The 24,223-nt window shown below is 62.6% G+C and carries 26 protein-coding genes; 10 read left to right on the top strand and 16 right to left on the bottom strand.

Features of this window, described 5'->3' with window-relative positions; translation table 11 throughout:
* Positions 1 to 3: 3 nt before the first annotated feature.
* Together BC1002_RS29775 and BC1002_RS29770 are read right to left on the bottom strand one after the other, a co-directional pair.
* Positions 4 to 903 (bottom strand): branched-chain amino acid ABC transporter permease, encoded by a 900-nt coding sequence (locus BC1002_RS29775; RefSeq protein ID WP_013093681.1) that lies wholly within the window; start codon positions 901 to 903, stop codon positions 4 to 6.
* 25 nt (positions 904 to 928) lie between these two features.
* On the bottom strand, positions 929 to 2,131 hold the full coding sequence (locus tag BC1002_RS29770) for a branched-chain amino acid ABC transporter substrate-binding protein (protein WP_013093680.1): 1,203 nt from the start codon (positions 2,129 to 2,131) through the stop codon (positions 929 to 931).
* Positions 2,132 to 2,441: 310 nt separating this feature from the next.
* Here BC1002_RS29770 and BC1002_RS29765 point away from each other — a divergent pair, with 310 nt between their 5' ends.
* Positions 2,442 to 3,218, top strand: coding sequence for a maleate cis-trans isomerase family protein (locus BC1002_RS29765; protein WP_041735914.1), 777 nt, complete (start codon positions 2,442 to 2,444; stop codon positions 3,216 to 3,218).
* Positions 3,219 to 3,303: 85 nt separating this feature from the next.
* Positions 3,304 to 4,050, top strand: coding sequence for an SDR family NAD(P)-dependent oxidoreductase (locus BC1002_RS29760; RefSeq protein ID WP_013093678.1), 747 nt, complete (start codon positions 3,304 to 3,306; stop codon positions 4,048 to 4,050).
* A 102-nt stretch (positions 4,051 to 4,152) separates the two neighbouring features.
* On the opposite strand, the gene BC1002_RS29755 is transcribed toward BC1002_RS29760, so the two are convergent.
* From BC1002_RS29755 to BC1002_RS29735, 5 genes are all read right to left on the bottom strand, one after another.
* Positions 4,153 to 4,494, bottom strand: a complete 342-nt coding sequence (locus tag BC1002_RS29755) for a hypothetical protein (RefSeq protein ID WP_013093677.1) — start codon at positions 4,492 to 4,494, stop codon at positions 4,153 to 4,155.
* A gap of 3 nt (positions 4,495 to 4,497) precedes the next feature.
* On the bottom strand, positions 4,498 to 5,295 hold the full coding sequence (locus BC1002_RS29750) for an alpha/beta hydrolase (protein WP_013093676.1): 798 nt from the start codon (positions 5,293 to 5,295) through the stop codon (positions 4,498 to 4,500).
* A 73-nt stretch (positions 5,296 to 5,368) separates the two neighbouring features.
* Positions 5,369 to 6,814: a DEAD/DEAH box helicase gene (locus tag BC1002_RS29745; protein WP_013093675.1), complete on the bottom strand. Its 1,446-nt coding sequence runs from the start codon at positions 6,812 to 6,814 to the stop codon at positions 5,369 to 5,371.
* 62 nt (positions 6,815 to 6,876) lie between these two features.
* Complete coding sequence (locus BC1002_RS29740) at positions 6,877 to 7,185, bottom strand: hypothetical protein (protein ID WP_013093674.1); 309 nt, start codon at positions 7,183 to 7,185, stop codon at positions 6,877 to 6,879.
* Between the two features lie 103 nt (positions 7,186 to 7,288).
* Positions 7,289 to 7,507: a hypothetical protein gene (locus BC1002_RS29735; protein ID WP_013093673.1), complete on the bottom strand. Its 219-nt coding sequence runs from the start codon at positions 7,505 to 7,507 to the stop codon at positions 7,289 to 7,291.
* 368 nt (positions 7,508 to 7,875) lie between these two features.
* On the opposite strand from BC1002_RS29735, the gene rarD reads away from it, so the two are divergent.
* Together rarD and BC1002_RS29725 are read left to right on the top strand one after the other, a co-directional pair.
* Positions 7,876 to 8,769, top strand: coding sequence for an EamA family transporter RarD (rarD, locus tag BC1002_RS29730; protein WP_013093672.1), 894 nt, complete (start codon positions 7,876 to 7,878; stop codon positions 8,767 to 8,769).
* 248 nt (positions 8,770 to 9,017) lie between these two features.
* A complete protein-coding gene (locus tag BC1002_RS29725) occupies positions 9,018 to 9,929 on the top strand; it encodes a sterol desaturase family protein (RefSeq protein WP_013093671.1) in 912 nt (303 codons plus the stop codon).
* A 57-nt stretch (positions 9,930 to 9,986) separates the two neighbouring features.
* On the opposite strand, the gene BC1002_RS29720 is transcribed toward BC1002_RS29725, so the two are convergent.
* The 8 genes from BC1002_RS29720 to BC1002_RS29685 form a co-directional block, all read right to left on the bottom strand.
* The gene (locus tag BC1002_RS29720) at positions 9,987 to 10,310 is read right to left on the bottom strand and encodes an antibiotic biosynthesis monooxygenase family protein (protein WP_013093670.1); all 324 of its coding nucleotides are present in this window, start codon (positions 10,308 to 10,310) and stop codon (positions 9,987 to 9,989) included.
* Positions 10,311 to 10,632: 322 nt separating this feature from the next.
* Complete coding sequence (locus tag BC1002_RS29715) at positions 10,633 to 11,082, bottom strand: SET domain-containing protein (RefSeq protein ID WP_013093669.1); 450 nt, start codon at positions 11,080 to 11,082, stop codon at positions 10,633 to 10,635.
* Positions 11,083 to 11,314: 232 nt separating this feature from the next.
* A complete protein-coding gene (locus BC1002_RS29710; protein ID WP_013093668.1) occupies positions 11,315 to 12,142 on the bottom strand; it encodes an ABC transporter permease in 828 nt (275 codons plus the stop codon).
* A 66-nt stretch (positions 12,143 to 12,208) separates the two neighbouring features.
* Complete coding sequence (locus BC1002_RS29705; RefSeq protein ID WP_013093667.1) at positions 12,209 to 13,465, bottom strand: ABC transporter permease; 1,257 nt, start codon at positions 13,463 to 13,465, stop codon at positions 12,209 to 12,211.
* Between the two features lie 39 nt (positions 13,466 to 13,504).
* Positions 13,505 to 14,560 (bottom strand): ABC transporter substrate-binding protein, encoded by a 1,056-nt coding sequence (locus BC1002_RS29700; RefSeq protein ID WP_013093666.1) that lies wholly within the window; start codon positions 14,558 to 14,560, stop codon positions 13,505 to 13,507.
* Between the two features lie 2 nt (positions 14,561 to 14,562).
* The gene (locus tag BC1002_RS29695) at positions 14,563 to 15,768 is read right to left on the bottom strand and encodes an ABC transporter ATP-binding protein (protein WP_013093665.1); all 1,206 of its coding nucleotides are present in this window, start codon (positions 15,766 to 15,768) and stop codon (positions 14,563 to 14,565) included.
* Between the two features lie 43 nt (positions 15,769 to 15,811).
* Positions 15,812 to 16,963 (bottom strand): SRPBCC family protein, encoded by a 1,152-nt coding sequence (locus tag BC1002_RS29690; RefSeq protein WP_013093664.1) that lies wholly within the window; start codon positions 16,961 to 16,963, stop codon positions 15,812 to 15,814.
* 123 nt (positions 16,964 to 17,086) lie between these two features.
* Complete coding sequence (locus BC1002_RS29685) at positions 17,087 to 18,010, bottom strand: LysR family transcriptional regulator (RefSeq protein ID WP_013093663.1); 924 nt, start codon at positions 18,008 to 18,010, stop codon at positions 17,087 to 17,089.
* A 169-nt stretch (positions 18,011 to 18,179) separates the two neighbouring features.
* Between BC1002_RS29685 and BC1002_RS29680 the strand changes: the two genes are divergently transcribed.
* Genes BC1002_RS29680 through argE form a run of 4 tightly spaced genes read left to right on the top strand, consistent with a single transcriptional unit; the run spans position 18,180 to position 21,812 of the window.
* On the top strand, positions 18,180 to 19,538 hold the full coding sequence (locus BC1002_RS29680; protein ID WP_013093662.1) for a flavin-containing monooxygenase: 1,359 nt from the start codon (positions 18,180 to 18,182) through the stop codon (positions 19,536 to 19,538).
* Positions 19,538 to 19,969: a RidA family protein gene (locus BC1002_RS29675; protein WP_013093661.1), complete on the top strand. Its 432-nt coding sequence runs from the start codon at positions 19,538 to 19,540 to the stop codon at positions 19,967 to 19,969. Before BC1002_RS29680 ends, BC1002_RS29675 begins: the two co-directional genes overlap by 1 nt.
* Before the next feature lie 9 nt (positions 19,970 to 19,978).
* The gene (locus BC1002_RS29670; RefSeq protein ID WP_013093660.1) at positions 19,979 to 20,656 is read left to right on the top strand and encodes a DUF1028 domain-containing protein; all 678 of its coding nucleotides are present in this window, start codon (positions 19,979 to 19,981) and stop codon (positions 20,654 to 20,656) included.
* Positions 20,649 to 21,812: an acetylornithine deacetylase gene (argE, locus tag BC1002_RS29665; RefSeq protein ID WP_013093659.1), complete on the top strand. Its 1,164-nt coding sequence runs from the start codon at positions 20,649 to 20,651 to the stop codon at positions 21,810 to 21,812. Before BC1002_RS29670 ends, argE begins: the two co-directional genes overlap by 8 nt.
* Before the next feature lie 7 nt (positions 21,813 to 21,819).
* On the opposite strand, the gene BC1002_RS29660 is transcribed toward argE, so the two are convergent.
* Positions 21,820 to 23,154: an NRAMP family divalent metal transporter gene (locus BC1002_RS29660; RefSeq protein WP_041735911.1), complete on the bottom strand. Its 1,335-nt coding sequence runs from the start codon at positions 23,152 to 23,154 to the stop codon at positions 21,820 to 21,822.
* A 397-nt stretch (positions 23,155 to 23,551) separates the two neighbouring features.
* Between BC1002_RS29660 and BC1002_RS29655 the strand changes: the two genes are divergently transcribed.
* Both BC1002_RS29655 and BC1002_RS29650 read left to right on the top strand, forming a co-directional pair.
* On the top strand, positions 23,552 to 23,785 hold the full coding sequence (locus tag BC1002_RS29655; RefSeq protein ID WP_162094078.1) for a hypothetical protein: 234 nt from the start codon (positions 23,552 to 23,554) through the stop codon (positions 23,783 to 23,785).
* A gap of 200 nt (positions 23,786 to 23,985) precedes the next feature.
* Positions 23,986 to 24,210 (top strand): hypothetical protein, encoded by a 225-nt coding sequence (locus BC1002_RS29650; protein ID WP_013093657.1) that lies wholly within the window; start codon positions 23,986 to 23,988, stop codon positions 24,208 to 24,210.
* Positions 24,211 to 24,223: the final 13 nt, after the last annotated feature.

Raw genomic sequence — 24,223 nt, 5'->3', positions numbered from 1 at the left:
GGGCTACATTCTCTCGACGACGCGTTCGCCGAACAGCCCGGTCGGCTTGATCACGAGCACGGCGATCAGCACGCCGAACACGAATACGTCGGTCCATTGCGAAGAGACATAGCCCGCGCCGAAGGCTTCGAGCAGGCCAATCAGGATGCCGCCCGCCATCGCGCCCGGAATGTTGCCGATGCCGCCGAGCACGGCGGCGGTGAACGCGCGCAGGCCTAGCACGAAACCCATGAAGAAATTGATCTGCGTGTAGTAAAGCCCTTCCATCACGCCAGCCACGGCGGCCAGCACCGAGCCGAGCAGAAAGGTGAGCTGGATCAGGCGTTCGACGTCGATGCCCATCAGACGCGCGGCGTCCTGATCGATGGCCAGCGCGCGCATCGCGGTCCCGAGGAACGTGTGATGAACGAAGAAGTACAGTGCCAGCATCAGGGCCAGGCTTGCGACGATGATGCCGATTTGCGCGAAGGTGATCTGCACCCCGTGGAGTTCGAAGCCCGCCTGGCTGAGCACATGCGGATAGGTGCGAAAGCCCGCGCCGTAGATCAGCAGCACCCCATTTTGCAGCGCCAGCGAGACGCCCAGCGCGGTGATCAGAATCGACAGCCGCGGCGCGCGCAGCAACGGCTGATACGCGAGCCGCTCGATCAGCAGGCCGAGCGCGCCTGTGACCGTCATGGCGGCCACCACGGCGATCAGCAGTGCGAGGGCGAGCGGCAGATGCGCGGACGCCAGCACCATCAGGCCGGTCCAGCCGATGAACGCGCCGACCATGAACAGGTCGCCATGAGCGAAGTTGATCAGCCGGATGATTCCGTAGACCATCGTGTAGCCGAGGGCGACGAGCGCGTAGAACGAGCCGGTCGTCAGCCCTTCGATGACGAACTGGAAGAAGTCGCTCATGACGGCGCGGGCTGCGCAATCGCGCCTACTTCATCGCCGCCCAATGTCCGCTCGCATCCTGCCTCTGGTAGGGCTCGAACTTGTCGTCGTGCACGACGATGGTGATGTACACGGCTTTGCTGCGGTCTCCCTTCGGATTGAAGGCAATCGTTCCGGTCGCGCCCGGGTAGTTCTGGATCTTGTGCAGAGCAGCGGTGATCGCGGCAGGCTGTGTCGATTTTGCGTCCGCGATGGCTTTCGCCGTGACCCCGACCGCATCGTATTCATAGACCGAGTACGGTCCCGGCCCTTGCCCGTAAGCCTTCGTATAGTCATCGACGTAGGCGTGCGCGCCACTCAGGAACTGTGCGAGCGGGGCGGTCGTGATGATCATGCCGTCGGCGGCGGGACCGGCGGTCTTCATCAGCGTGGGGTCATTGGTGGCGTCGCCGCCCATGAAGGTCATTTTCAGACCCAGTTGCCGCGCCTCCTTGACGAGCAGGCCGGCTTCGGAGAAATAGCCTGTGTAGTAGATCACGTCGGGCTTCAGTGAAGAGACCCGCGTGAGCGTCGGCGAATAGTCCATTTGCCCGGGCGTAATCGAATTGGCGTACACGACATCGACACCGTCCTTCTTCAGGGCTTGCACGGTGTTCTGGGCGAGGCCTTTGGAATAGGTCGTGTTGTCGTCGATCACCGCCACGTGCTTCGCGTGCAGCACGTCTTTGATGAAGCTCGCCGCGAACGGGCCCTGCTGGTCGTCACGGCCGATCGTGCGGAACACGTTGTCGTACCCCATCTCGGTCAGTTGCGGATTCGTGGACGCATCCAGCACGTAGGGAATCCCGGCGCGATGAAAAGTCGTCGATTCCGGCAGCGCCGCGCTGGAGCAATAGCCGCCCGCTACCGCGACAACGCCCGCATCGACGAGTTTCTGCGCCGCCTGCACCGCGGTCTGCGCATCGCAGGCGTCGTCCTCGGGCACCAGCTCGATCTGCTTGCCGAGCACGCCGCCGGCCGCATTGATCCTGGCGGCGGCGAGCTTCGCGCCATTGACGATATCCGTGCCGGCATTGGCACTGCTACCCGACAGTGGAACCGGCACGCCGATCTTGATGGTGGCGCCCTGGCTCAGCGCCGAACCGGGAGCCATGCCGGCAAGCAGGGCCGCGGCGGCCGCCATGCCCGCGACAGCCGTTCGCCGCGAGCCCCGCTCTGCACCGGACCAGCCAATCGTCTGAGCAAACATGTTAGCGACTCCTTGTTGTGAGAGGGATCGGACGATCCGCCACACGGGCATACCGGTGACATCGAGAAGCGGACGGAAATGGCGCGATTGCGAGTGATTCATACCCACCAGGTCAACGGCGTGACGGCTGGCTTTCACCGGAGCGCTGACACAAAAGCGCTGCTTTCATGATAGGAGCCGGGTTCGATGGGACGGTATAGGGTATTTGCGTATAAACCGTTACACACAGGCGCCTTCGATCCTCTACCTTTAAGAGGCAGTGACGGTGAAGACTCGCGACCCGAACGCGACAAGACAGGACGACTACCAAATGAGTGCGATTGCCCAGCATGACGACGTGTACACGAGGCTCGATTTCACGCTGGACGACGGCATCTGCCGTCGTGCCGCGATTGGGCTCGTGGTGCTCGCCACCGATCATACGATTGAGCATGAGTGGCGGGGCTTGATGACGCAGGACGGCGTGGCGTTCTACGAAAGCCGTGTGTATAACTCGGCGGACATTACGCCTGAACGGCTGGCGGAAATGGAGGACCGTATCGCACCGGCGGTCGCGCTGATCCGGCCGGCCGAGCGTATCGACGTGGTGGCGTTTGGCTGCACGTCCGCGTCGATGGTGATCGGGGAAGAAAAGGTATTCGCGCGGATTCGCGAAGCGCGTGCGGACGCCGCGTGCACTACGCCGATCACCGCGGCGCTGGCCGCGCTCCGGGCGCTAGGCGTCCAACGTACGGGCTTGCTCACACCCTACGTGCGCTCGATCAACGAATACATGCGCGACTATATCGAGTCGCGTGGTCACCGCATTACGCGCATGGCGTCGTTCGAGCATGCGAACGACAACGAAGTGGCGCGCATCGATGCGGTGTCGTTGCGAACTGGCGTCGAGCGACTTGCGCGCAATCGTGACGTCGACGCGATTTTCGTATCGTGCACGAGCCTGCGGATCGCCGGGTTGATTCCGGAACTGGAGGCGGCGATCGGCAAGCCGGTGATATCGAGCAACTACGCGATGGCGTGGCACGCATTGCGGCTCGCCGGGGTGGGGGACTCCGAACCGCATCTTGGGCGGCTGTTTGCGCTGTGATCTTGTAGCTTGAAACGCGACGCAGCGGCACGCTGCTGGCGCGAGCACGACCGCTTTGATCGTTTCACAGCAGAGGAGGACTTCCATGCCAGCCCATTCGCCCGATTTGAACGATCGTGTCGCCCTCGTGACCGGCGGATCACGAGGAATCGGCCGCGCCGTTGCCCTGTCGCTTGCGTCTGCTGGCGCAGCGGTGGCGGTCAACTATCGGCAACGCGAGAGCGAGGCTGCTCAGATCGTCGAGCAAATCGAAAGTGCGGGAGGCCGTGCGATCGCGGTACAGGCCGACGTTTCGGTTGCGTCCGACGTCAAAGCAATGATCGATGAGGTGGAAAACCGCCTCGGCGTCGTCGATGTTCTCGTCAACAACGCAGGCACCGGTACGATCGTCGACATCGATATTCTGACGGAAGCCGAATTCGATCGGACGCTTGCGGTCAATCTGAAATCGGCGTTTCTGTGCACGCAGGCGGTGTTGCCCGGAATGCGCGCACAGCGCTGGGGTCGCATCGTCAACCTCTCGTCGGCCGCTGCCCGCGGTGCTGGGCTGGTAGGCGTTCACTACAACGCCTCGAAAGCAGGCCTCGAAGGGTTGACACGCGGTTACGCGGCGCGGCTGGCCCGCGAAGGAATCACCGTGAACGCCGTAGCCCCGGGACCGATCGACACGGAAATGGCCGCGCCGCTGAAGGCTGCCAACGTCGCGGAACGGCTTCCCGTTGGACGCCTCGGTGAAGCCGACGAGGTCGCCCAAGTCGTGCTAATGGTGGTCGGCAACGGCTTCGTTACCGGCCAGACGATCCCCGTCAATGGCGGCGCGAGCTTCATATGAGCCTCGGGCGGCATCAGCGCGAATGATCGCTGATGCTATTCGACACACGTTCTTGGCGACTTCCTGCGGTTACCGCTCCGCGGAATCGTCGTGCTGTGAAGGTCACCGCCCCGTCATCGTGCGGAGGATTTTCTGCACGATGCGCTCATGCTGCTCCAGCGCCTCGGCGAGCGTTCGTGCTCCGTAGCTCCTGTTGTCTTGCGCCTGCATTCCTGCGACGCGCGTCACGAACAGCAAAACTTCCCCATTTTTCGGTTTGGACACGCCACGGAAGCGGGTCGTGACGGTCACACCGTAGTCGTCCAGCAGTGTGCGGCGGAAGATCAGTTCGTTTTCCGTCATCCAGCGCGACCACGCGTCGTGGTCGAACACCTCGACAGGCCTGTTCTTCGCATCGAGAACGAAGATGCGTTCCGAACTGGACGGGGCCGGTGGCGTCTTCATATTTCAATGCAAAGGCGTGAGCAGGAAGTCGGTCGCCTCCCGCCACCAGGTTTCGTCGACGTGGCCAATCCAGTCGTTATGGTCAGCCGCCTTCACCACCATCAGTTTTCTCGGTCCGGACAGCGAGTTGTAAAGCGCCTCGCCGAAGCGCGCCGGGACGATGCTGTCGCGTTCCGCAACCATCACGAGAATCGGGCGGTCGAACGACGCCAGGTGGGTCACGCTGTCGTATCGGTCGCGCAGCAGCCACCTCACGGGCAGCCACGGAAAGTGATGAGCGGCGACGTGCTCGAGCCGATCCCATGGCGTGATGAGCATCATGCCTGCGATCTTGTCGCGTTCACGCGAGCCGGCCGCAGCCGCCACGCCGGCCCCAAGCGATTCGCCGATGAGCAGCAGCGGCGCTCCATAGAAGCGATGCGCGAGCGCGATGGTTTGTTGAGCATCGTCGACCAGACTCGCTTCGCCTAATGCACCGGTGCGCGGCCCGTAGCCCGGATATTCGGCGAGAATCACGCGCAGCCCGAGCCGGGTGAGCGCCGCGGCATAGAACGCGCGATGCCCGGCATGCCCGGCATTGCCATGAAAGACGATGACCGTGGCGCGCGCGGAACCGTCCGGCTCCGCCACGAGGCCCCGGTATGCCTCAGGTGTCGGCCAGGCGCGCAGTCCGCCGGAGGTGACCTCCTCGATGGTGGCCTTTTGAGGGAAGTAGAGAAAACGATCCTGCAAGATGGCGACTCCGGCTAACACGATCATGTACGTGACGACGAGGCCGACCATCATTCGGGTGAATTTCATCGTCTTGCGCTCGACGCACCGAACTTTTCGATAGCACGCACGCAGTTTAGCGCGCAGTCGCCCCGGCAACGGATCAGGGTTGGCGTTTGCCGCGGCCACCAGCGGGCTTGCCGGCCGGCTTACGTGAACCCGCGGCGGGCTTGCCGGCGGGCTTGCTGCGTGGCTTTTGCACGCTCATTGAGTTGCCGCCGGACAAGCGTGCGCCTTTACCCGCGGCCACGGCGCGCTGCGCCGCGGGCTTGCGTTTGTTTTCGCCGCGTTGTGAGGCCGTTTTTTTGCCGAGCGGCCGCATCGCGCCCGGTGCGGCGTGCGGCACTTTGGGCGCCTTAGGCTTTTTGGGTTTCTTGATGATCTGGCCCGTCGCGCTGGTTTGCGGCACGCGGTGTTCGGCCTCGAAGCCCGGCTCTTCTTTGCGGGGCAGCGTTTGTCGGATCAGCGCTTCGATCGCGGCCAGTTGCGGCGCTTCATCGGCACACACAAGAGACACCGCCACGCCGCTGGCGCCCGCGCGGCCGGTTCGGCCAATACGGTGCACATAGTCTTGCGCCACGATCGGCAGATCAACGTTGATCACCAGCGGCAGGTCGTCGATATCCAGCCCGCGAGCAGCCACATCGGTGGCCACCAGCATTTGCACTTCGCCCGCCTTGAAGCGCTCCAGCGCACGCAGGCGCGCGGGTTGGGGTTTGTCGCCGTGGATGGTGTCGACCGCATAGCCCGCTTCATCCAGCATGGCCGCCAGGTAATCCACGCCATTGCGGGTCTTGACGAACACCAGCGCGTGCTGCCAGCCGTTCTCAGCCACCAGGTGCATGAAGAGGTCAGGCTTGTTCTTTTTGTCCACCGGCACCACCCACTGCTTGATCCTGCTGGCGGTGGCGTTGGGCGGGCTGACGCTGATATTGACCGGGCCGCGCAGAATGTTCGCCGCCATCGCGCGGATATCATCGGTAAACGTGGCGGAGAACAGCAGGGTCTGGCGCTGCGCGGGCAAGGCAGCGAAGACGGCGTTGAGTTCGCGCGCAAAGCCCAGATCCAGCATGCGATCGGCTTCGTCCAGCACCAGCGTTTGTACCTGATCAAACTGCACTGCGTTCTGGCGATTGAGATCGAGCAAACGGCCCGGCGTGGCAACCAGCACATCCACGCCTTTGCGCAATTTCATCATCTGCGGATTGATGCTTACACCGCCGTAGGCGGCCAGAAATCGTAAGTCGAGGCCTCTGCCGTAAGCGATAAAGCTTTGCAGCACCTGTTCAGCCAGTTCACGAGTGGGCACCAGCACCAGAACGCGCGCGCGATTGCTGGACACCGCCGGGCCGCGTTGCACCAGCCGTTGCAACAGCGGCAGCGCAAAGCCGGCCGTTTTGCCAGTGCCGGTCTGTGCGGCAGCCATGACGTCCTTGCCACCGAGCACGGCAGGAATCGCCTTGGCCTGCACCGGCGTAGGTATCTGGTAATTGAGGTCCTGCACATTACGCAGCAAGGGATCGATCAGGCCAAGCGAGGCAAAAGACATCGGCGTATTCCGGGCTAAAACCGCAATTCTAGCGGTTGCCCGACGGGCTCAAAGGTATGCCGTCAAAGGTGGGGCAAATCGTCAATGCATTTTTCGACATGATCGCCAGGGACATCCGTGTCGATCCCGGCGGGTCCGTCGGTGTGAGCGACAGACACAATTTTTGGCCCGAAATACCGCGTGCCACCAAGTGTAAAAAGGGACCAAACAACATCTCCCCGGCGGATCGCGGCGACGACTTCGACCACCTCCACGATTGCAGGGGGGGACAGCCATTCACGCGTCGACGGATCGACGGGAGCCCAACGCACATGGGTAAACCTGTCGTTCGTCGGATTGATGCGAACGGCGTCGATAGCAAAGGTTGTCACATTCACCTCCATCGTCCTGACAAAGGGATGTTTGCATTATGCGCCGCTTATTTTGCCGGGGATCAGCGGGACCCAGGAACAGCCTGACGCTGGATAGCGAAGCCTAAGCGGAGTTCTCGTCGCACCACTGAATCGCCCAACGCTGCGCCGCCTCCATCGCATCCACGTCGGAGGGATAATCGCCGAGGTCGCCCGAATACTTGACCTCGACGGCATCGCCACTCGCCGACGCGCGCCGGTAGATCTTTGCGCGAGCGTAATAGCGGCCGCCTTCATCGAGAGGCGACGCGTCGATGTGGAACTGCTGGTAGTCGAAATGCATGGCTGTCTCCAAACGATTGCCCTTAATCGTCGTCGCGCAGGACGAGCCCGACCTCGTTGTCGCCGCCAAGGTCGCTCTGTCACTCTGCGAAAGTGATATGTACATCGTAGGCAGTAACAGCAAAGCTCGCTGACCAACGACAGCAGGACGGCCACGAGAATACGCATGGGAACGCTCCATCCAATAAACCAATGGGCCAATGGGCCGCTTCTGGCCGGCAGTACGCGTTCACCCACGCGAGAGAGAACTGCCGGTGAAGACTCCAACGTCAGCTCTATGAAACGTCCACGGAACTGGTACTCTCTGCCATGCGCAAGCTCCGTTCTTGACGACGATGCGCTTAGCGCACCGGCCAACTACAACGAACCATGAATCCCGGCATCGTCTACGCCTTTTCCGCCTTCGTCATCTGGGGTCTCTTTCCCGTCTACTTCAAGACGCTCCACCAGATTCCCGCGCTCGAGATGCTCGCCCACCGCATGGCGTGGTCGCTCGTGTTCATCCTCGCCGTGCTCGGCGCGCGACACCACTGGGCGTGGCTGCGGCCCGCGTTGCGCGACAGGCGCCTCATCGGACGCTTCTCTGCGAGCGCCGCGCTGCTCTCGGCCAACTGGGGCATCTACATCTGGGCCGTGAACGCGGGCCATATCGTCGAGGCGAGCCTCGGCTACTTCATCAATCCGCTGATCAACGTGTTGTTCGGCTTCGTCTTCCTGCATGAGCGGATGCGCTGGCTGCAATGGTGCGCGGTGGCGCTTGCGGCGCTCGGCGTGGCCTGGCTCACCTGGCAAAACGGCGCACCGCCGTGGATCAGCCTCGCGCTCGCGCTGACGTTCGGCGGCTATGGCCTGTTGCGCAAGACTGCAAAACTTGGCGCGCTCGAAGGCCTCGCGCTCGAAACGGTGCTGCTGTTTCCCGTGGCGATCGTCTATCTGATGATCATCGGTCTGGCCGGCGCGAGCCATTTCACGCATGCGTCGCTCGGGCTGCAACTGCTGCTGGCCGCCGCCGGACCTATCACGGCCGTGCCGCTGCTGCTCTTTGCGGCTGCGGCGCGGCGCATCCCGCTCTCGATGCTCGGCCTGATCCAATACGTGACGCCCACGCTTCAACTCCTCGCTGGCGTGCTGATCTACGGCGAGCCGTTCGGGTCCGTGCGCGCGATCGGCTATGGCGCGATCTGGGCAGCACTCGCGCTCTACTCGTTCGAAGGCTTGCGCGGCACGCTGGCCGCTGCGCGGCAGGCGCGCAGGGCAGCCTGAAGAGCTCGAAGGATGGAGCGTTGGCCGCCAGACCCCGCAAGCGCGAACGACCGCTGAACGTTGGAAACAGAGAAAAAAATCCGCCGAAGCCCCGCCAGAAGCCAGCCCCAATCCCATGACACACGGTGAAATACCTTTTGCGTAGCCACGCATGAGAACCCTGTCTAAAGTGCGCGTATCGGATGCGCTGCACTGACCGCTCACCACCGCAGACGATACCTCCCGCCACCACACCATATGGCATCGTCATGGAATCCTTCACAAAACTTCTTCTTTTCGTCACCGGTGTCGTCGTTGTCGTTTCGCTGATCGAAGCAGTCATGCTGAGTCGCAGGAAAAGTGCATCTTCACCATTTGCGTGGTACGAGGTGTGGATTTCACTGTTCGACCTGGCCGCGCGCAGGCTGATGTCACTGCTGCCGATCTCGGTTGCGACGCCGATTTTCAGCTTCGTCTACGACCATCGCATCTTTACGGTCGACATCAATAGCGCGCTCATGGTGTTTGCGCTCTTCATCGGCATGGAGTTCTGCTATTACTGGTACCACCGTGCGTCGCATCGGGTGCGCTTTTTCTGGGCCACGCATGCCGTGCACCATTCACCGAACCAGTTGACGCTTTCCACGGCCTATCGCCTCGGTCTGACCGGCAAACTGACTGGCTCGACGTTGTTCTTCGCGCCGCTCGTATGGCTGGGGGTCAAGCCCGAGGTCGTGCTGTTCACGCTGTTCCTCAATCTTATGTACCAGGGCTGGTTGCATACCACGTACATTCCCAAGCTGGGCTGGTTCGAATATGTGTTCAATACGCCATCCGCGCACCGTGTGCACCATGCATCGAATGTCGATTACCTGGACGCGAACTACGGTGGCGTGCTGATCATCTTTGACCGGCTGTTCGGCACCTACGTGGAAGAACGCGCTGACGAACCGTGTCGCTACGGTCTCGTGACGCCGACCACGTCGCGTAACCCGCTCGTCGTCGAGTTCGAACACTGGGCCACGCTGATTCGCGATGTCGTCAAGGCAAAGAGCCCATGGATCGCGATCAACCACGTGATCCAGCCGCCGGGGTGGCTGCCGGACGGCGGAGGCGAAACGACGGAAGAACTGCGCCGCAAGAGCAAACAAGCCGGCGCGACGGGAGCCGTGAACGGCTAGTCCGATCGCTGCACGGCGGAGCGTGGGCCGTGCAGTGAACAGACAAGGCGCGGGAAACTAAATCCTCGAGAAGTCGTAGTCTCGCTCAACAAGGCAAATGCGGGTTTTGTAGGATTCGTACCATTTTTCCCGTCCGGCCTGTTGCGCTACCAGATGCATGGAATTCTGTTTCCACGCGGCGATGGATTCGAGGCTATCCCAATAGGAAACCGTAATTCCGAGTTCCTCCCGCGCAGACTCGACGCCCAGGAAACCGGGCTGTTTTGCGGCCGCTTCGACCATCGCATCGGCCATGTCTCCGTAGCCGTTGTCCCCAGGGGTTCGGATGGATGTGAAGATCACCGCGTAATAGGGAGTTGCTCTCGTGTTCGCTATAGACATTGTTACCTTCCTTCGGTTTTTTGCTCGGTCAGTGCCAACACTTTGCGTAATCCAGTTCACGCAAATTTCTACCGGCATCGTCGTGGCCAACCATCTGGAAGCGCTTAGCCACTGTCCCGTTACACGAGATGAGCTGCGAGCGGCCGCGCGAGAGGCCGACATTGCATCATGTGTGCGTATTCCCGCAGACGGAGAAACACTCGAATTTTCGACAATCGGCTAGCTGTCGCGAGTTTCACCTATTCCGCAATCGTTCTCCCCGCACAAAGGCGGAAAGCCTGCCTTTCCAACGGCGCGCAAAACGATGAAAGGGGTGGCAGCACTACGCCGACTGCCCGTCATTTCCGAGCATGGTTCGACGACATGCCGGCGCGCCGCAATGACACGCGTACTGGGCGCGAATGTCGTCGGTGACCGCGCCGTCCACTGACAGACCGTAATTGATGAAAAGCTCCTCCCCGGGAGCGATCGTGGCGAGCGCATGGATGAACACCCGGTCGCCCGTCTCGATGGCCTCGCAGTTGGGCGCGCATGCATGGTTCAGGTAGCGGGCGCTGTTGCCGCCGCGGCTGCCGTCGATCACTCGTCCGTTGGACAGCCCGAACACGAACGTGTGGCCAGCGTCGGCTCGCTGACGGGCGGCGGCGCGCCGCCAGCTGGTCACTTCCCCCTTGTACTCGATGACCCGTTCGCCCGCGGCGATCGGCTGCAGCGCGAACAGTCCCATGCCATGCACGGGTGAGCGTCGTGCGGTGATGCGTCGCAATCGCATGTTGTCGTTTCCTTCGCGACCCTCGGTCGTTGCATGTGGTTTAGCGGCGATGCGAAGCATATCGCCACGCACTCAAGCGCTCAATAGTTTTCTTTATAAAGCTGCAACTAACTGTCAAGGACCGCCACGCCAGGAGTTCCGGCTTCGCCGCAAAGAGGCCGGCAACGCTCGACGCTCAGAGGGAAGCCATCAAGTCGCATGTCCACGCCATCACACTGGCGCAACAGTCGGCTCAGGCAAACGAGCGGCTAGCCGCCGCCGCGCGCTTGCGCAGCCAGTTCATGCAGGCGAACAGGGCGATCGCGAACGCCATCAGCAGTGTGGCCACGGCGAGGATCGACGGGTCGATCTGGTCACGGATGCCGCTCCACATCTGCCGAGGCACGGTGCGCTGCGCGGGGCCGCCAATGAACAGAATGACGATCACTTCGTCGAACGACGTCGCGAATGCGAACACGCTGCCCGTTGCGACGGCGGGCGTGATCAGCGGGAGCGTGACGCGACGAAACGCGACCCACGGTTGCGCGCCCAAACCCGACGCAGCGCGAAGCAGGCTTTGATCGAACGACAGCAGCGAAGCCGTCACGGTGATCACCACGAAGGGCGTACCGAGCGCGGCATGCGCAAGCACGACGCCGGTATACGAATTGACCAGCCCGAGCGGCGAGAAGACCAGATAAAACCCCGCCGCGACGACGACGATCGGCACGATCATCGGCGACACGAGGATCGGCATGATGATCGAGCGGTAAGGGAACTGCGCGCGGCTCAAGCCGAGCGCGGCCAGCGTGCCGAGCACCGTCGCGATCAGCGTCGACGCCGCGCCGATGCCGATGCTGTTGGCAAACGCGCGTTGCCAGTCCGGCGAACTCAGCGCCTGCGCGTACCAGCGCAGCGAGAAGCCTTGCATCGGGTACGAGAAGAACGAGCCGGAGTTGAACGACAGCGGCACGATCGCGAGGATCGGCGCGACGAGGAAAAAGAAAATCAGCGCGCAATGCACGCGCAGTCCCGCGCCCGCGATGCGTTCCGAGACTAGCCGGGTTCGTGCCTCTTTCATCTGAGTCTGCCTGTTGATCAACTATCCGAATGAGCGACAACTACCTGGCGGCGCTTGCGCGGCGCGTTAGCCGAAGCGCAAGCGGTCGATACCGACCAGCCGGTTGAAGATGAAATAGAACACCGCTGTGAATGCGATCAGATAGCACGACAGCGCACCCGCGAGTCCCCAGTTGAGCTGATCGTTGGTCTGCGACGCGATCAGCTGGCTGATCATTTCGTCGCCGGCGCCGCCTAGCAGGGCGGGGGTGATGTAATAACCGAGCGCGAGCACGAACACGAGAAAACATCCCGCGCCGACACCCGGCAGCGTCTGCGGAATATAGACGCGCACGAAGGCCACGGCCGGATGCGCGCCAAGGGACTTCGCCGCGCGCATGTAAACGGACGGGACGCCTTTCATGACCGAAAAGATCGCGAGGATCATGTAGGGCAGCAGGATGTGCGTCATGCCGATCAGCACACCCGTGCGATTGAAAATCAGCGGCAGCGGATGATTGATGATGCCGAAGCGGAGCAACGCGCTATTGATCACGCCACCGGGTTGCAGCAGCACATACCACGCGGTGGTGCGCACCAGCAGCGATGTCCAGAACGGCACGATCACGAACAGAATCAGCCGGTTACTCTGGTTCTCCGGCAGCGTCGCGAGCAGATACGCCACCGGGTAGCCCAGCACCAGGCACAGCAGCGTGACCGTCGCACTGATGGTGACCGTGCGCCCGAACGCCGCGCGGAAGATGGCACTGTCCGCCGCGACGGACGTCACCGAGCCGTCAGGTGCGACTTGCGCGTCGACGGCGTTCAGCAAATAGTCGGGGGTGGGCGAGATCGACGCACGCTTGAGCAGGCGCCAGGTTTCCGGCGCGTTCCAGCGTTCATCGAGATCGATCAGCGCGGGTTTCCATTGCGCGGGCATTTCCGAACGTGTGGCGCGCGCCGTCTTGAACAGCAGGCTGCGGAACTCCGGTTGATAGAAGTTCATGCGCCGCGCGATATTGCCGAGCTGGCCGGATTCGCTGGCGTCCTTCAGGTCGTGCGCGAGTGCGGCGAAGGCCGGTTCGCCGGGCAAGCCCGCGCCGTCCCATCCGGCCAGTGCTGCGCTCAACTGCGGCATACCGGTGCGCACTTCAGGATTTCGCACACTGCGCGCGAGCAGGCTTGCGATCGGTGCGACGAACGTCACCAGCAGAAAGATCAGCAACGGCAAAGCCAGCAGCAATGCGCGCATCGCGGCTTTGCGGCGCGCGGCCCTGAACGACTCGCGGTTCGCGGCCTGCGGGCCGCGGCCGAAAGGGGCGGTGGATGGCAGCGGCGTGTTCATCGTGCTCGATCTCTCGGGTGACGTTCGTTCGATCCGGCGTTACTGCGTGAGCCAGTTCTGGAATCGCTTGTTGATCGCATCCGCGTTGTCGGCCCAGAACGTCGCGTTGATTTGCAGCGGACGCTTGAAGTTCTCCGGCGCCGTCGGCAGATCGTTCAGACGCGCCTTGTCGATCAGCGGAATGGCGTCCTTGCGCGGCGGCGCATACGCGATGTACTTCGACAGGTCCGCATAGGCCTGCGGCGTCGAGGACGCGATGATGAACTTCTGCGCCGCGTCGGCATGCTTCGCGCCGTTGACCACCGCCCACCATTCGTAGTCGTACACCTGCGCATCCCAGACGATCTTGAAGGGCTTCTTGTCCTTGTGCACCGCGTCGTCGATGCGGCCGTTGTACGCCTGCGTCATCACGACCGCGCCGTCGGCGAGCAGCTGCGGCGCCTGCGCACCCGCCTCCCACCAGACGATGCTCGGCTTGATCGTGTCGAGCTTCTTGAACGCGCGATCGACGCCGGCCGGCGTGGAGAGCGTCTTGTAGACGTCCTTGGGCGCCACGCCATCGGCGATCAGCGCCCATTCCATTGCGACCTTCGGCGACTTGCGCATGCCGCGCTTGCCGGGGTACTTGTTCAGGTCGAAGAAATCGTTGATGGTGGTCGGCGCGGTTTTCAGCTTGCTGCTGTCGTACGCGTAGACGGTGGACCACACCATTGCGCTGACGGCACAATCGCTGATCGAGCCCGGCAGGAAGTCGCTGGTGTTGCCGAGGGCCTTCTTGTCGAACTTGGCGATCAGGCCTTCGTCGCAAGCGGTGATCGCGTCGTTGGTTTCGAGGTCGATCAGATCCCAGGTCGGGTTCTTCGACTGCTCCATTGCCTGCAGCTTGGCGAGGCCGCCATCGTAGGACTCGGTGGAGAACTGGTTGCCGGTCTTCGCGGTGAACGGTTCGAACCATGCTTTTTTCGCGGCCGCTTCATACGCACCGCCGAAGGTGACGACGGAAATCGTGTCGGCCGCGTGAACCGTGGCTGTGGCAAACATCCCGAGCGCGCATGCCCCGAGGGTGGTCCGGAATGACGAGAACGTGGTCTTCATTTCTAGTTGGCTCCTGCGATAAGTGGCGAAGCGGACGAGGGAACGGCAACAGTGGAATAGTCGGCGCCGCCGGACGCGGCGGACGATTTTGGCGCGGCCGCCATCGCGGGCAGCACCTTGCAGTCGTCGCGTCGCCAGGTCACGGCGGTCTGACGGCCGAGTGCGGGCAGATCATGGTGCTGTGTGTTCGGCACCTTGACGACCATGCTTTCGCCATGGCCGAGCTTCAGATGCACGCGATGATGATCGCCGCAGTAGACGAGTTCCTCGACCAGCGCATGCACGACGTTCATGTTCTGCCGGGTCGCTTCCTGCACGGCTTCCGGCGTCGCGGCGATGTGCGCGCGCTCGGGTCGCAGCGCCAGCATCGCCGCGTCGCCTGACGCGAGCCCGGCGCCAGGGCGTCCGCGCACCGTGCTGCCGTCGGCCAGCTGCATCGCGGCCCATTCCCCGCCATCGGAATTGACGCGGCCGGTCAGTCCGTTGTTCTCGCCGACAAAATTGGCAACGAATGCATTCGCCGCGTTTTCATAGAGTTCGGTCGGCGTGGCCGCCTGCTGGATGCGTCCATCGGAAAACACGGCGACGCGGTCCGACATCGTCAGTGCTTCGTTCTGGTCGTGGGTCACGTAGACGATCGTCAGCGACAGCTCGCGATGCAGCCGCATGATTTCGTATTGCATGGTTTCCCGCAGGCGCTTGTCGAGCGCGCCGAGCGGCTCGTCCATCAGCACCACGCTCGGCTCGAAGACCAGCGCGCGGGCCAGCGCGACACGCTGCTGCTGGCCGCCCGATAGCTGCGACGGACGCCGCCCCCCCAGATGCGATAACTCCACCATGTCGAGCACGCGCGTCACGCGCGCTTTCTGTTCGGTGCGGCTCACCTTGCGCACGGACAGCGGAAACGCGACGTTCTCGGCGATCGTCATGTGCGGGAACAGCGCATAGTTCTGAAACACCATGCCGATATCGCGCCGATGCGGCGGCTTGTCGTCCAGACGCTTGCCGGCGAGGCGGATTTCGCCACGCGTTGGCGATTCGAATCCCGCCAGCATCATCAGTGTCGTGGTCTTGCCGGAGCCGGACGGACCCAGCAGCGAAACGAATTCACCGTGCCCGACGTCGAGATCGAGTCCCTCGACGACGCTATGCACGCCGTCGTATGACTTGCTGACGCCGTCGAACGAGATAAATGGTTGGCTTGACATGGGCATCTCGGCAGAGTGTTGGCGGTCTACGTGGGGCGGTGGGTCACGTCGCGCCCACGCGCCCCGCCAGATAGCGGGCGAAGTCGTAATTCGGCCGTTCGAGAGGGCTCAGATGGCCGGGTTTCGCGAGTGGCGCGTGCACGCCGCGAAACACGGCCTCGACGCCGCGCCGGTCCTCGGCGTTGACCTCGTCGAGCAGCGTTTTCAGCGTCGCCATGTAATCGGCGGCGCGTGGATCGTCGACGAATTCCGGCGCGAGGCCGCCGCCGAAGCGGATATGCACGCGACCGACGCCCCGCGGCTGCAGGATCAGATACCAGAAGTAGCCCGGCGTCAGCGTGATCAGGTGAGTCGGGTAGATCGCCAGCAGCGCGGTGGTGCGGCGCCAGTGCCCCTGCAAACGCGTGTTGGCGGGATGCGCGTTGCCGATCGGCAGCGATGCTTCCTTGGTGATCCAGTGATAGTTGAACGCGGGCAACCCCGGCGGACATTCCATCTCTTCGAGCTTCGAGTGCGGTCCGACCGTTGCGCGATGCAGCATCGGCAGGTGGTAGCTCTCCATGAAATTTTCCGCGAGGATCTTCCAGTTGGTGTCCCACACGTGCTCTTCGTGGAAGGTCTCGACATAGTTACCCATGCCGTACGGCGCGATCAGCTGCGTCAGCCCGGACAGATGTGATTCCACCGAAGGCGCGTGCGCGTTCAGCGTGACGTAGATCCAGCCTTGCCACGTTTCGCAGCGCACGGCAGGCAGCCTGTATTGGTCCTTGCAAAAGCCCGGCTGCTGATCCATCAACGGCGCGCCCGCGAGCGAGCCATCGAGCGTGTAGTTCCATGCGTGATACGGACACACGATCCGGCGCACGTTGCCGCGCCCTTCGAGCAATACCGACATCCGGTGCAGGCAAACATTCGAGAATGCGCGCAACGCGCCGCTCGCATCGCGCACCACGAACACCGGCTGGTCGTCGAGCTGCGCGCTCAGGTAATCGCCGGTCTGTGCCAGCGCGCTGGCGCGGCCCACGCACAACCACTCGTTGCGAAACACGTCGCGCTGTTCGAGCGCGAGAAACGCCTCCGACGTGTAGACGGCCGGCGGCATCGCGTGTGCATCCTCGAACGGACGCTCGCAGTTCTCGCGCAGCGCGTGAACGATGTCGAGCTCAGTGTCCGTCGACTGAAGCATGGCTGACATAGGGGCCCCCCATCAGTGTTTGCATCCGATGAGCACCAATCTAACAATCCAAATTGCTAGGTAAAATATTGTTTTTACATGCAGTGCATATCAGATGCCTATGCAGTGAAGCTTTCCCGGCTGCTAACCGATGTGCAGACGCCGGATATACGTTTCACAGAATGCCGAAAAGCGTTTCACAACCTCGCGCGGCTTGACGGCGGCCGATAGCGCAATGCCAAGCGTCGTCGCATTGACACTTTCCCTGAAATGTTTAATCACGAAGTCTTCGCCGTCCACAGTCCGGGTCGACTTCAGCGGGAAGTTGAGTATGCTGTAACCCAAGCCGTTGGCGACCATGCCACGCACCACTTCAGGCTGTGACGAGCGGAAAGCCGCGGTAGGGCGGCTGCCGACCGCGTCGAACAGCGCGGAGAAGTACTCGCGGCTATGCGGAAGATCCAGCATCACATAGGGCTCGGGCAGTAGATCGGCCAGCGACACCTGGCGCGCCCGTGCAAGCCTGTGTGTTTTGGGCAGGATGACATACGGTGGCAGCGAAAGCAGCGGGGTAAACGCGATTCCATCGGTGATATCGAGGCTGTAGGTCAGCGCGATATCGAGCGAGCCGTCGTGCAGGCCGTTCAAAAGCGTGTCCTGATGCGCTTCCGTCGTACGGAACGTGATCGCTGAATAATCCTGCACGAAGCGGCTGATGATGCCGGGCATCAGCGGCGGCGCCAGCGACACCATGCAGCCGAGCGAGATGGAGCCCGACATGCCGCCGTCGATTTCGGTTGCGGTCAGCTGTAATTCTTCGGCGTTCTGAAGCAGATTGCGAGCGTGGCCTAGCAGATCGCGGCCCGATTGCGTGAGCGAAAGCCCGCTCGCGTGATGGCGGATGAACAGTTGGACGCCGAACGATTCTTCCAGATCCGCGAGCGACGTCGAGATAGACGGCTGCGAGATGTGCAGCCGCTTTGCCGCGGCGGTGAAGGAGAGCGTCTCGGCCGTGACGACAAAATACCTGAGCTGACGCAACGAGTAGCGGATCGAAGTGCCGTCCATCAGTTGCTCCGTGTTCGGTCGAACCGATTGTCGCTCGACAATTGTCGCTTGCATAGCGAAAAACGATGCAAAGCATTTTTAAAATATAGTTTTTGTTGCCCGCCGCGCGGCGTACATTCTGTCCGACCGAGAGACCCGAACCCAGAGCGCATTTCAGAAGGAGAAGGCCATGGCGGCTGAAGAATTGTCGATCGACACGCTGGTCATAGGCGCGGGTCAGGCTGGCGTGGCAATGAGCGAACATCTGAGCAAACTCGGCGTGCCCCATCTCGTGCTGGAGCGCGAGCGGATCGCCGAACGCTGGCGTACCTGCCGCTGGGATTCACTGGTCGCCAATGGTCCCGCCTGGCACGACCGCTTCCCCAATATGGAGTTCGAAGGACTCGATCCTGATGGCTTCGCCGGCAAGGATCAGGTGGCCGATTACTTCGAGGCCTATGCGCGCAAGTTCAATGCACCGATCCGCACAGGGGTCGAAGTGACGAGCGTCGAGCGTCTGAAGGGCCGGGCCGGATTCGCGGTCACAACCTCCGATGGTGCGATCGAAGCCCGTCGAGTCGTCGTTGCGACCGGGCCGTTCCAGCGCCCCGTCATTCCCCCCATCGCGCCGCAGGACGCGGAGCTCACGCAGCTTCATTCGGCCCACTATCGGAACCCCGAGCAACTGCCCGAAGGCGCGGTGCTGGTGGTCGGCGCGGGGTCGTCCGGCGTGCAGATCGCCGACGAACTGCAACGCGCCGGCCGCAAGGTATATCTGTCCGTCGGTGCGCATGACCGTCCGCCGCGCGCCTATCGCGGTCGCGATTTCTGCTGGTGGCTGGGCGTGCTCGGCGAATGGGACAAGGAAGTCGCCGTGCCGGGCCGCGAGCATGTGACCATCGCCGTCAGCGGCGCATACGGTGGCCAGACCATCGATTTTCGCCGGCTCGCGCATCGGGGCATGACGCTCGTCGGCACGACGAAATCGTTCGCGAATCGCGTTGCGAGCTTCGAACAGGACCTCGCCGCCAATCTGAAGCGGGGCGACGAATACCTGATGTCGCTACTCGCCGCCGCCGACGACTACATCGAGCGCAACGGCGTGGACCTGCCGCAGGACCCCGACGCACGGCTGATTCCACCGGACCCGGAGTGCGTCACGCATCCTCTGCCGGAACTGGATCTACGGAAGGCGGGCGTAAGCACGATCATCTGGGCCACCGGCTATGCGGTCGATTTCAGCTGGCTGCACGTGAACGCGTTCGACGATAAAGGCAAACCGCAGCATCAGCGCGGCGTATCGAAGGAGCCCGGCGTGTATTTCCTCGGCCTGCCGTGGTTGTCGCGGCGCGCGTCGTCGTTTATCTGGGGCGTCTGGCACGACGCAAAGCACATCGCCGATCACATCGTCACGCAGCGCAAATACCTCGCCTATCGCGACGCGTCGCAGCGTCAGCAGGACGCGCGCGGCGTGCATGGCGCGAATACACCCGATACCGCGTGCGACGAACCGCACGCGCCGAAGACCAAAGAAGTGGGAGTGAACTGATGCCTACGCATACCCGCATCCGCATGTTCAACACGAAGGACACGTACCCGAACCAGTCGCTCGATAATGATCTTTGCCAGGCGGTTCGCGCGGGCAATACGGTCTATGTGCGCGGCCAGGTCGGTACGGATTTCGACGGCAACCTGGTCGGTCTCGGCGATCCGCGCGCGCAGGCCGAGCAGGCGATGAAGAACGTCAAGCAGCTTCTCGAGGAAGCGGGCAGCGACCTGTCGCATATCGTCAAGACGACGACTTACATCACCGATCCTCGTTATCGCGAGCCGGTGTATCAGGAAGTCGGCAAGTGGCTGAAGGGCGTGTATCCGATTTCGACCGGGCTTTGCGTCAGTGCGCTCGGCCAGCCGCAATGGCTGATGGAAATCGACGTGATCGCCGTGATTCCGGACAACTGGACGCCCGCGCAGGCTTAAAGGATTCCCATGACATTCTCGATCGTCGGACGTTGTGGAAACACCGGTCAGCTCGGTATCGCAATCAGTTCGTCGAGCATTGCGGTGGGTGCCAGGTGTCCATGGGCGCGCGCTGGCGTCGGTGTGGTGGCGACGCAGAACGTGACGCTGCCCGCGCTCGGGCCGCAGATTCTCGATCTGCTGGAAAGCGAGCGTATCGCGCCGGACGCCGCGCTCGAACGGGCGCTAGGCGCGAGCGAATGGAGCGAATACCGGCAGGTGACGGTGGTCGACAGTGAGGGTCGAACCGCGCTGTTCACCGGCAAGGAAGCCCTCGGCGTGCATCACGCCGTCGCGGGAAATCAGTGTGTGGCAGCGGGCAATCTGCTCGCCGGCAAACCGGTGATCGACGCGATGGTGAAAGCGTTCGAGAGCGCACACGGCGCGCTCGCCGATCGGCTGCTGCACGCGATGCATGCTGCCGTCGAAGCCGGCGGAGAAGCCGGGCCCGTGCATTCGGCGGCTCTGAAGATCGTCGATACACACGTGTGGCCGATCGTCGATCTGCGTGTCGATTGGGCGGATGACGACCCGATCGGCAAACTCGACGCGCTATGGCAAGCGTATCGGCCGCAGATGCGGGACTACATCGCGCGCGCGTTGAATCCGACCGCGGCGCCGAGCTACGGAGTGCCCGGCGATGAGTGAGCTGTCGAGCCGTGCGCTGCTCGAACGGCTGATCGGTTTCGCGACCGTCAGCCGCGACTCCAATCTGGAGCTGATCGGCTTCGTGCAGCAATACCTCGCGGATCTAGGTGTGCAAAGCGAGCTGTTCCATAACGACGATCGCACCAAGGCAAATCTGTTCGCCACCATCGGGCCGCGAGACCGTGGTGGAATCGTGCTGTCCGGGCATACCGATGTAGTGCCGGTCGACGGTCAGGCATGGACCGTGGACCCGTTTCGTCTCAGCGAGAAAGAGGGTCGCCTGTACGGACGCGGCACGGCCGATATGAAAGGCTACATCGCGTCCGTGCTGGCGGCAGCGCCCGCTTTCCTGAGGATGAAGCTCGAAGTGCCGGTGCATCTCGCGTTTTCATATGACGAGGAAGTGGGCTGTCTCGGTGTGCGGCCGATGCTGGCCGAACTCGAAAAGCGCGCGCACAAGCCGCGCATGTGTCTGATTGGCGAGCCGACCGAATTGAAACCCGTGCTCGGCCACAAGAGCAAGCTTGCGATGCGCTGCCACGTGAAGGGCGCGGCATGTCATTCCGCGTACGCGCCGCAGGGCGTCAACGCGATTCAATACGCGGCGCGCTTGATCAACCGGCTGGAACAGATTGGCGACCAACTCGCGCAGCCGGAACATCACGACGCGCGTTTCGATCCGCCGTTCTCGACGGTGCAGACCGGTGTCATCAACGGCGGACGCGCGCTGAATATCGTTCCCGCCGAATGCGAGTTCGATTTCGAAGTACGCGGCGTGCCGGGCTTCGATCCCAGTAGCGTGGTGGACCAACTGCAAACCTACGCGGCAGCCGAACTACTGCCGAAGATGCGCACAGTGCAGCCCGATACCGATGTCCGCGTGCAGATGCTGAATGCCTATCCCGGGCTGGCGACTTCGCCCGATAGCGACGCGGCACGCCTGCTCGCGATGTTGAGCGGATCGAAGGAATTCGAAACGGTCGCCTTTGGCACGGAAGGCGGACTCTTCACGCAGGCGGGCATTCCAACCGCGGTTTGTGGACCCGGCAGCATGGATCAGGGCCACAAGCCGGATGAGTTCATCACGGTCGAACAACTTAACCGGTGCGACGCGATGTTCGCGCGCCTCGCTGAACATCTAGGGAGCGCGAGGTAGCCCAGGCTCATCGCGAGACACGCTCTACCACTTCGAGCACGAAGTGCGCGACCACGACCACGCCGGTGGTCAGGGTCGCGAGCCAGCAAAGCGCGCGTAGTGACCAGTGCGCGACGAGTTCGCCGACCGCTTCGCGTTTCGCACTCAATAGCACCAGAAGCACGAGCACGGGCGTTATCGTCATACCGTTGACGACGGCGCTCCAGTACAGCGCCTTGACAGGATCGACGTGCCATAGGCCGAGTGCGAGACCGAGCAACGTTCCGAATCCCGAGAGCGCAACGAGCAAAGCGGCGATGCGGCGATCACGTTGTTTGCCGCGGGGCCAGTCGAACGAACTCGCGACCGCTTGCGCGGCGGAACCGGCAAGCGAAGGTAATGCGAGCAGCGCCGAGCCGATCAGCGCAAGCCCGAGCAGTGGGCCGGCATAGCCCTTCAGGAGCGGCTCGAGCGCCCGCGAAAGTTCCGTAGGTTCACCAGGCTGCGTTTGTGCGACATGCAGAGTCGCCGCAGCCGCAATCATCATGCATAACGCGGCCACGCTCGATAACGCTGTGCGCACCAAGGTCTGCTTGCGCACTCTGCGCAGCTGCTCCGACGAACGTCGGTCGCCCCGTGCGGCGTGCTGTTCGTGCTGCCGATGTTCCTCCTGAGCTTCCTGCTCGGCCTGCGAAAAAAGCAGATAGGGACTCATCGTCGTACCGAGCACGGCCATCAGCATGGTCACGAAATCTTCCTTCCACTCGACGTGTGGCACGAGAGAGCGCAGCACGACCGTGTGCCACGGCACATCGACGATCAGCAGCACGCCGACGTACGCGAACATCGGCAGCATCAACCATTTGAGCGCCTGCGCATAGCGCGCATACGGGATAAACCACTGCAGTGCGATCGACGTGCAACCGCACGCGAGCGCGAGCAACCATAGCGGCCCATGCGTGAAGCGTTCGATGACTGCGGCCATCGCCATTACATTGACGGCGATGTTCAGCGTGTTCGCAATCACGAAGCGCGCCACTGCGAAATAGAAGAACACCGGCGAATAGTGCGCGCGCATGTTCGCCGTCAGGCCATGTCCGGTGACGGCGGCGACCCGCGCCGAGACCAGTTGCAGCGCAACCATCGACGGATACGACAGCACGCAGGTCCACAGCATGTCGTAGCCGTACCACGCGCCCGCCAGTGAATAGGTGGCAATGCCGCTGGGATCGTTATCGCAGCCGAGACTTGCCAGCCCCGGCCCGAGATCGGCGGCCCATGAGCGGGCAGGCTGCGACGACGAAGCGGGCGTACTACTCTGTGCGGCGGGGGACGTGGTGCGTCTGTCGGGGGGAGAGTGCATGCGGCTGATCGTCGGGAAACCGGAGATGCTGTAGCGCTCGCACGAAACGTTCCTTCGGCGAATCGTTTTGCGGCTCGCGTATACGAGCGTTTGGGCGAGGGTTTCCTCCCAGGCGTAGGTCGGCGATGTAGGACTTTGGTCGTATTGACCCACGCCGGTTGCCGCGGGTCTTCGGCGGTTCAGGTCGATACCACGACAAGCATCAGACCAAAGTCTCATATCAGAGGCGATTTTCCGTCGCTACTCTTCACTAGCACCGTGCGCGGTCAAAAGGGCCAGAGCTTGTTGCTGCCCCGCCCAAGCCACGAACCGATCCCGGCTGCAGACCAGGATTCAGCGCGCTGGCGTCACGACAGTCGTCCCGGCGCTGTTGCCGAGCGCGGCGCTCGCGCTGCACATGCGCATTGGCGACCCGGTTGCCGCGGCGATCGATGGCCTCGATGGAGCCCAGGCAAACGCGCACATGGCTTCGCAAGGGGCCGCGCTCGACCGGCACGATTATCGGCAGGCTGAAGCGTATTGGCGGTGTCTGAAAGCAGTTGCAAGTCCCGAGGTCGCGGCGCAGGCGCAGCACAATATCGACATGATCGAGAGCTTCACAGCGAAGTCTCAACGCGAACAGAGTCGTTAGGGAGCCGGCGTCGACACCACCGAAGCGCTGAGCGATGCTATATTTTTTGCGTCTTCAATCATTCTTCCCATCTCGCGCCACATGCAGCAGACCACGTCGACGGTAAAGCCCGCCGTGGCGGAGATTCCGCCATTAATGACACTTGAAGAGAACGTGCATCGCGTAACTACTCGCGCCGCAACCGTCAGGGTCGTGCGCTAATGGAAACGAGCGACTACGACGGGTACACGTTGTGGGGGCATGCCATCCTTCAGCAGGAAGGCGAAGGCATCCTGCAACCTGAGCGCTATGCGGCGAGCGGAACCATTACCCGGGGCGGAAAGCTGATCGAAGCATCGGGCATTCTCGGACTATTCGATAGCGAGGAAGAAGCCCACCATGCAGGCCTCGATTGGGCGCGCGCGTGGGTGGATGCGCATGGGTGAGCGTGGCTTGAGC

Origin of the sequence: Paraburkholderia atlantica, assembly GCF_000092885.1 — a bacterium.
GTDB lineage: Bacteria > Pseudomonadota > Gammaproteobacteria > Burkholderiales > Burkholderiaceae > Paraburkholderia > Paraburkholderia atlantica.
This window is presented reverse-complemented; position numbering and strand designations above follow the sequence as displayed.

Bases quoted from the DNA above. Each gene is read 5' to 3' on its own strand.
- BC1002_RS29775 (WP_013093681.1), bottom strand. From the start codon at position 903: ATGAGCGACTTCTTCCAGTTCGTCATCGAAGGGCTGACGACCGGCTCG.
- BC1002_RS29770 (WP_013093680.1), bottom strand. From the start codon at position 2,131: ATGTTTGCTCAGACGATTGGCTGGTCCGGTGCAGAGCGGGGCTCGCGG.
- BC1002_RS29765 (WP_041735914.1), top strand. From the start codon at position 2,442: ATGAGTGCGATTGCCCAGCATGACGACGTGTACACGAGGCTCGATTTC.
- BC1002_RS29760 (WP_013093678.1), top strand. From the start codon at position 3,304: ATGCCAGCCCATTCGCCCGATTTGAACGATCGTGTCGCCCTCGTGACC.
- BC1002_RS29755 (WP_013093677.1), bottom strand. From the start codon at position 4,494: ATGAAGACGCCACCGGCCCCGTCCAGTTCGGAACGCATCTTCGTTCTC.
- BC1002_RS29750 (WP_013093676.1), bottom strand. From the start codon at position 5,295: ATGAAATTCACCCGAATGATGGTCGGCCTCGTCGTCACGTACATGATC.
- BC1002_RS29745 (WP_013093675.1), bottom strand. From the start codon at position 6,814: ATGTCTTTTGCCTCGCTTGGCCTGATCGATCCCTTGCTGCGTAATGTG.
- BC1002_RS29735 (WP_013093673.1), bottom strand. From the start codon at position 7,507: ATGCATTTCGACTACCAGCAGTTCCACATCGACGCGTCGCCTCTCGAT.
- rarD (WP_013093672.1), top strand. From the start codon at position 7,876: ATGAATCCCGGCATCGTCTACGCCTTTTCCGCCTTCGTCATCTGGGGT.
- BC1002_RS29725 (WP_013093671.1), top strand. From the start codon at position 9,018: ATGGAATCCTTCACAAAACTTCTTCTTTTCGTCACCGGTGTCGTCGTT.
- BC1002_RS29720 (WP_013093670.1), bottom strand. From the start codon at position 10,310: ATGTCTATAGCGAACACGAGAGCAACTCCCTATTACGCGGTGATCTTC.
- BC1002_RS29715 (WP_013093669.1), bottom strand. From the start codon at position 11,082: ATGCGATTGCGACGCATCACCGCACGACGCTCACCCGTGCATGGCATG.
- BC1002_RS29710 (WP_013093668.1), bottom strand. From the start codon at position 12,142: ATGAAAGAGGCACGAACCCGGCTAGTCTCGGAACGCATCGCGGGCGCG.
- BC1002_RS29705 (WP_013093667.1), bottom strand. From the start codon at position 13,465: ATGAACACGCCGCTGCCATCCACCGCCCCTTTCGGCCGCGGCCCGCAG.
- BC1002_RS29700 (WP_013093666.1), bottom strand. From the start codon at position 14,560: ATGAAGACCACGTTCTCGTCATTCCGGACCACCCTCGGGGCATGCGCG.
- BC1002_RS29695 (WP_013093665.1), bottom strand. From the start codon at position 15,768: ATGTCAAGCCAACCATTTATCTCGTTCGACGGCGTCAGCAAGTCATAC.
- BC1002_RS29690 (WP_013093664.1), bottom strand. From the start codon at position 16,963: ATGTCAGCCATGCTTCAGTCGACGGACACTGAGCTCGACATCGTTCAC.
- BC1002_RS29685 (WP_013093663.1), bottom strand. From the start codon at position 18,010: ATGGACGGCACTTCGATCCGCTACTCGTTGCGTCAGCTCAGGTATTTT.
- BC1002_RS29680 (WP_013093662.1), top strand. From the start codon at position 18,180: ATGGCGGCTGAAGAATTGTCGATCGACACGCTGGTCATAGGCGCGGGT.
- BC1002_RS29675 (WP_013093661.1), top strand. From the start codon at position 19,538: ATGCCTACGCATACCCGCATCCGCATGTTCAACACGAAGGACACGTAC.
- BC1002_RS29670 (WP_013093660.1), top strand. From the start codon at position 19,979: ATGACATTCTCGATCGTCGGACGTTGTGGAAACACCGGTCAGCTCGGT.
- argE (WP_013093659.1), top strand. From the start codon at position 20,649: ATGAGTGAGCTGTCGAGCCGTGCGCTGCTCGAACGGCTGATCGGTTTC.
- BC1002_RS29660 (WP_041735911.1), bottom strand. From the start codon at position 23,154: ATGCACTCTCCCCCCGACAGACGCACCACGTCCCCCGCCGCACAGAGT.
- BC1002_RS29655 (WP_162094078.1), top strand. From the start codon at position 23,552: ATGCGCATTGGCGACCCGGTTGCCGCGGCGATCGATGGCCTCGATGGA.
- BC1002_RS29650 (WP_013093657.1), top strand. From the start codon at position 23,986: ATGGAAACGAGCGACTACGACGGGTACACGTTGTGGGGGCATGCCATC.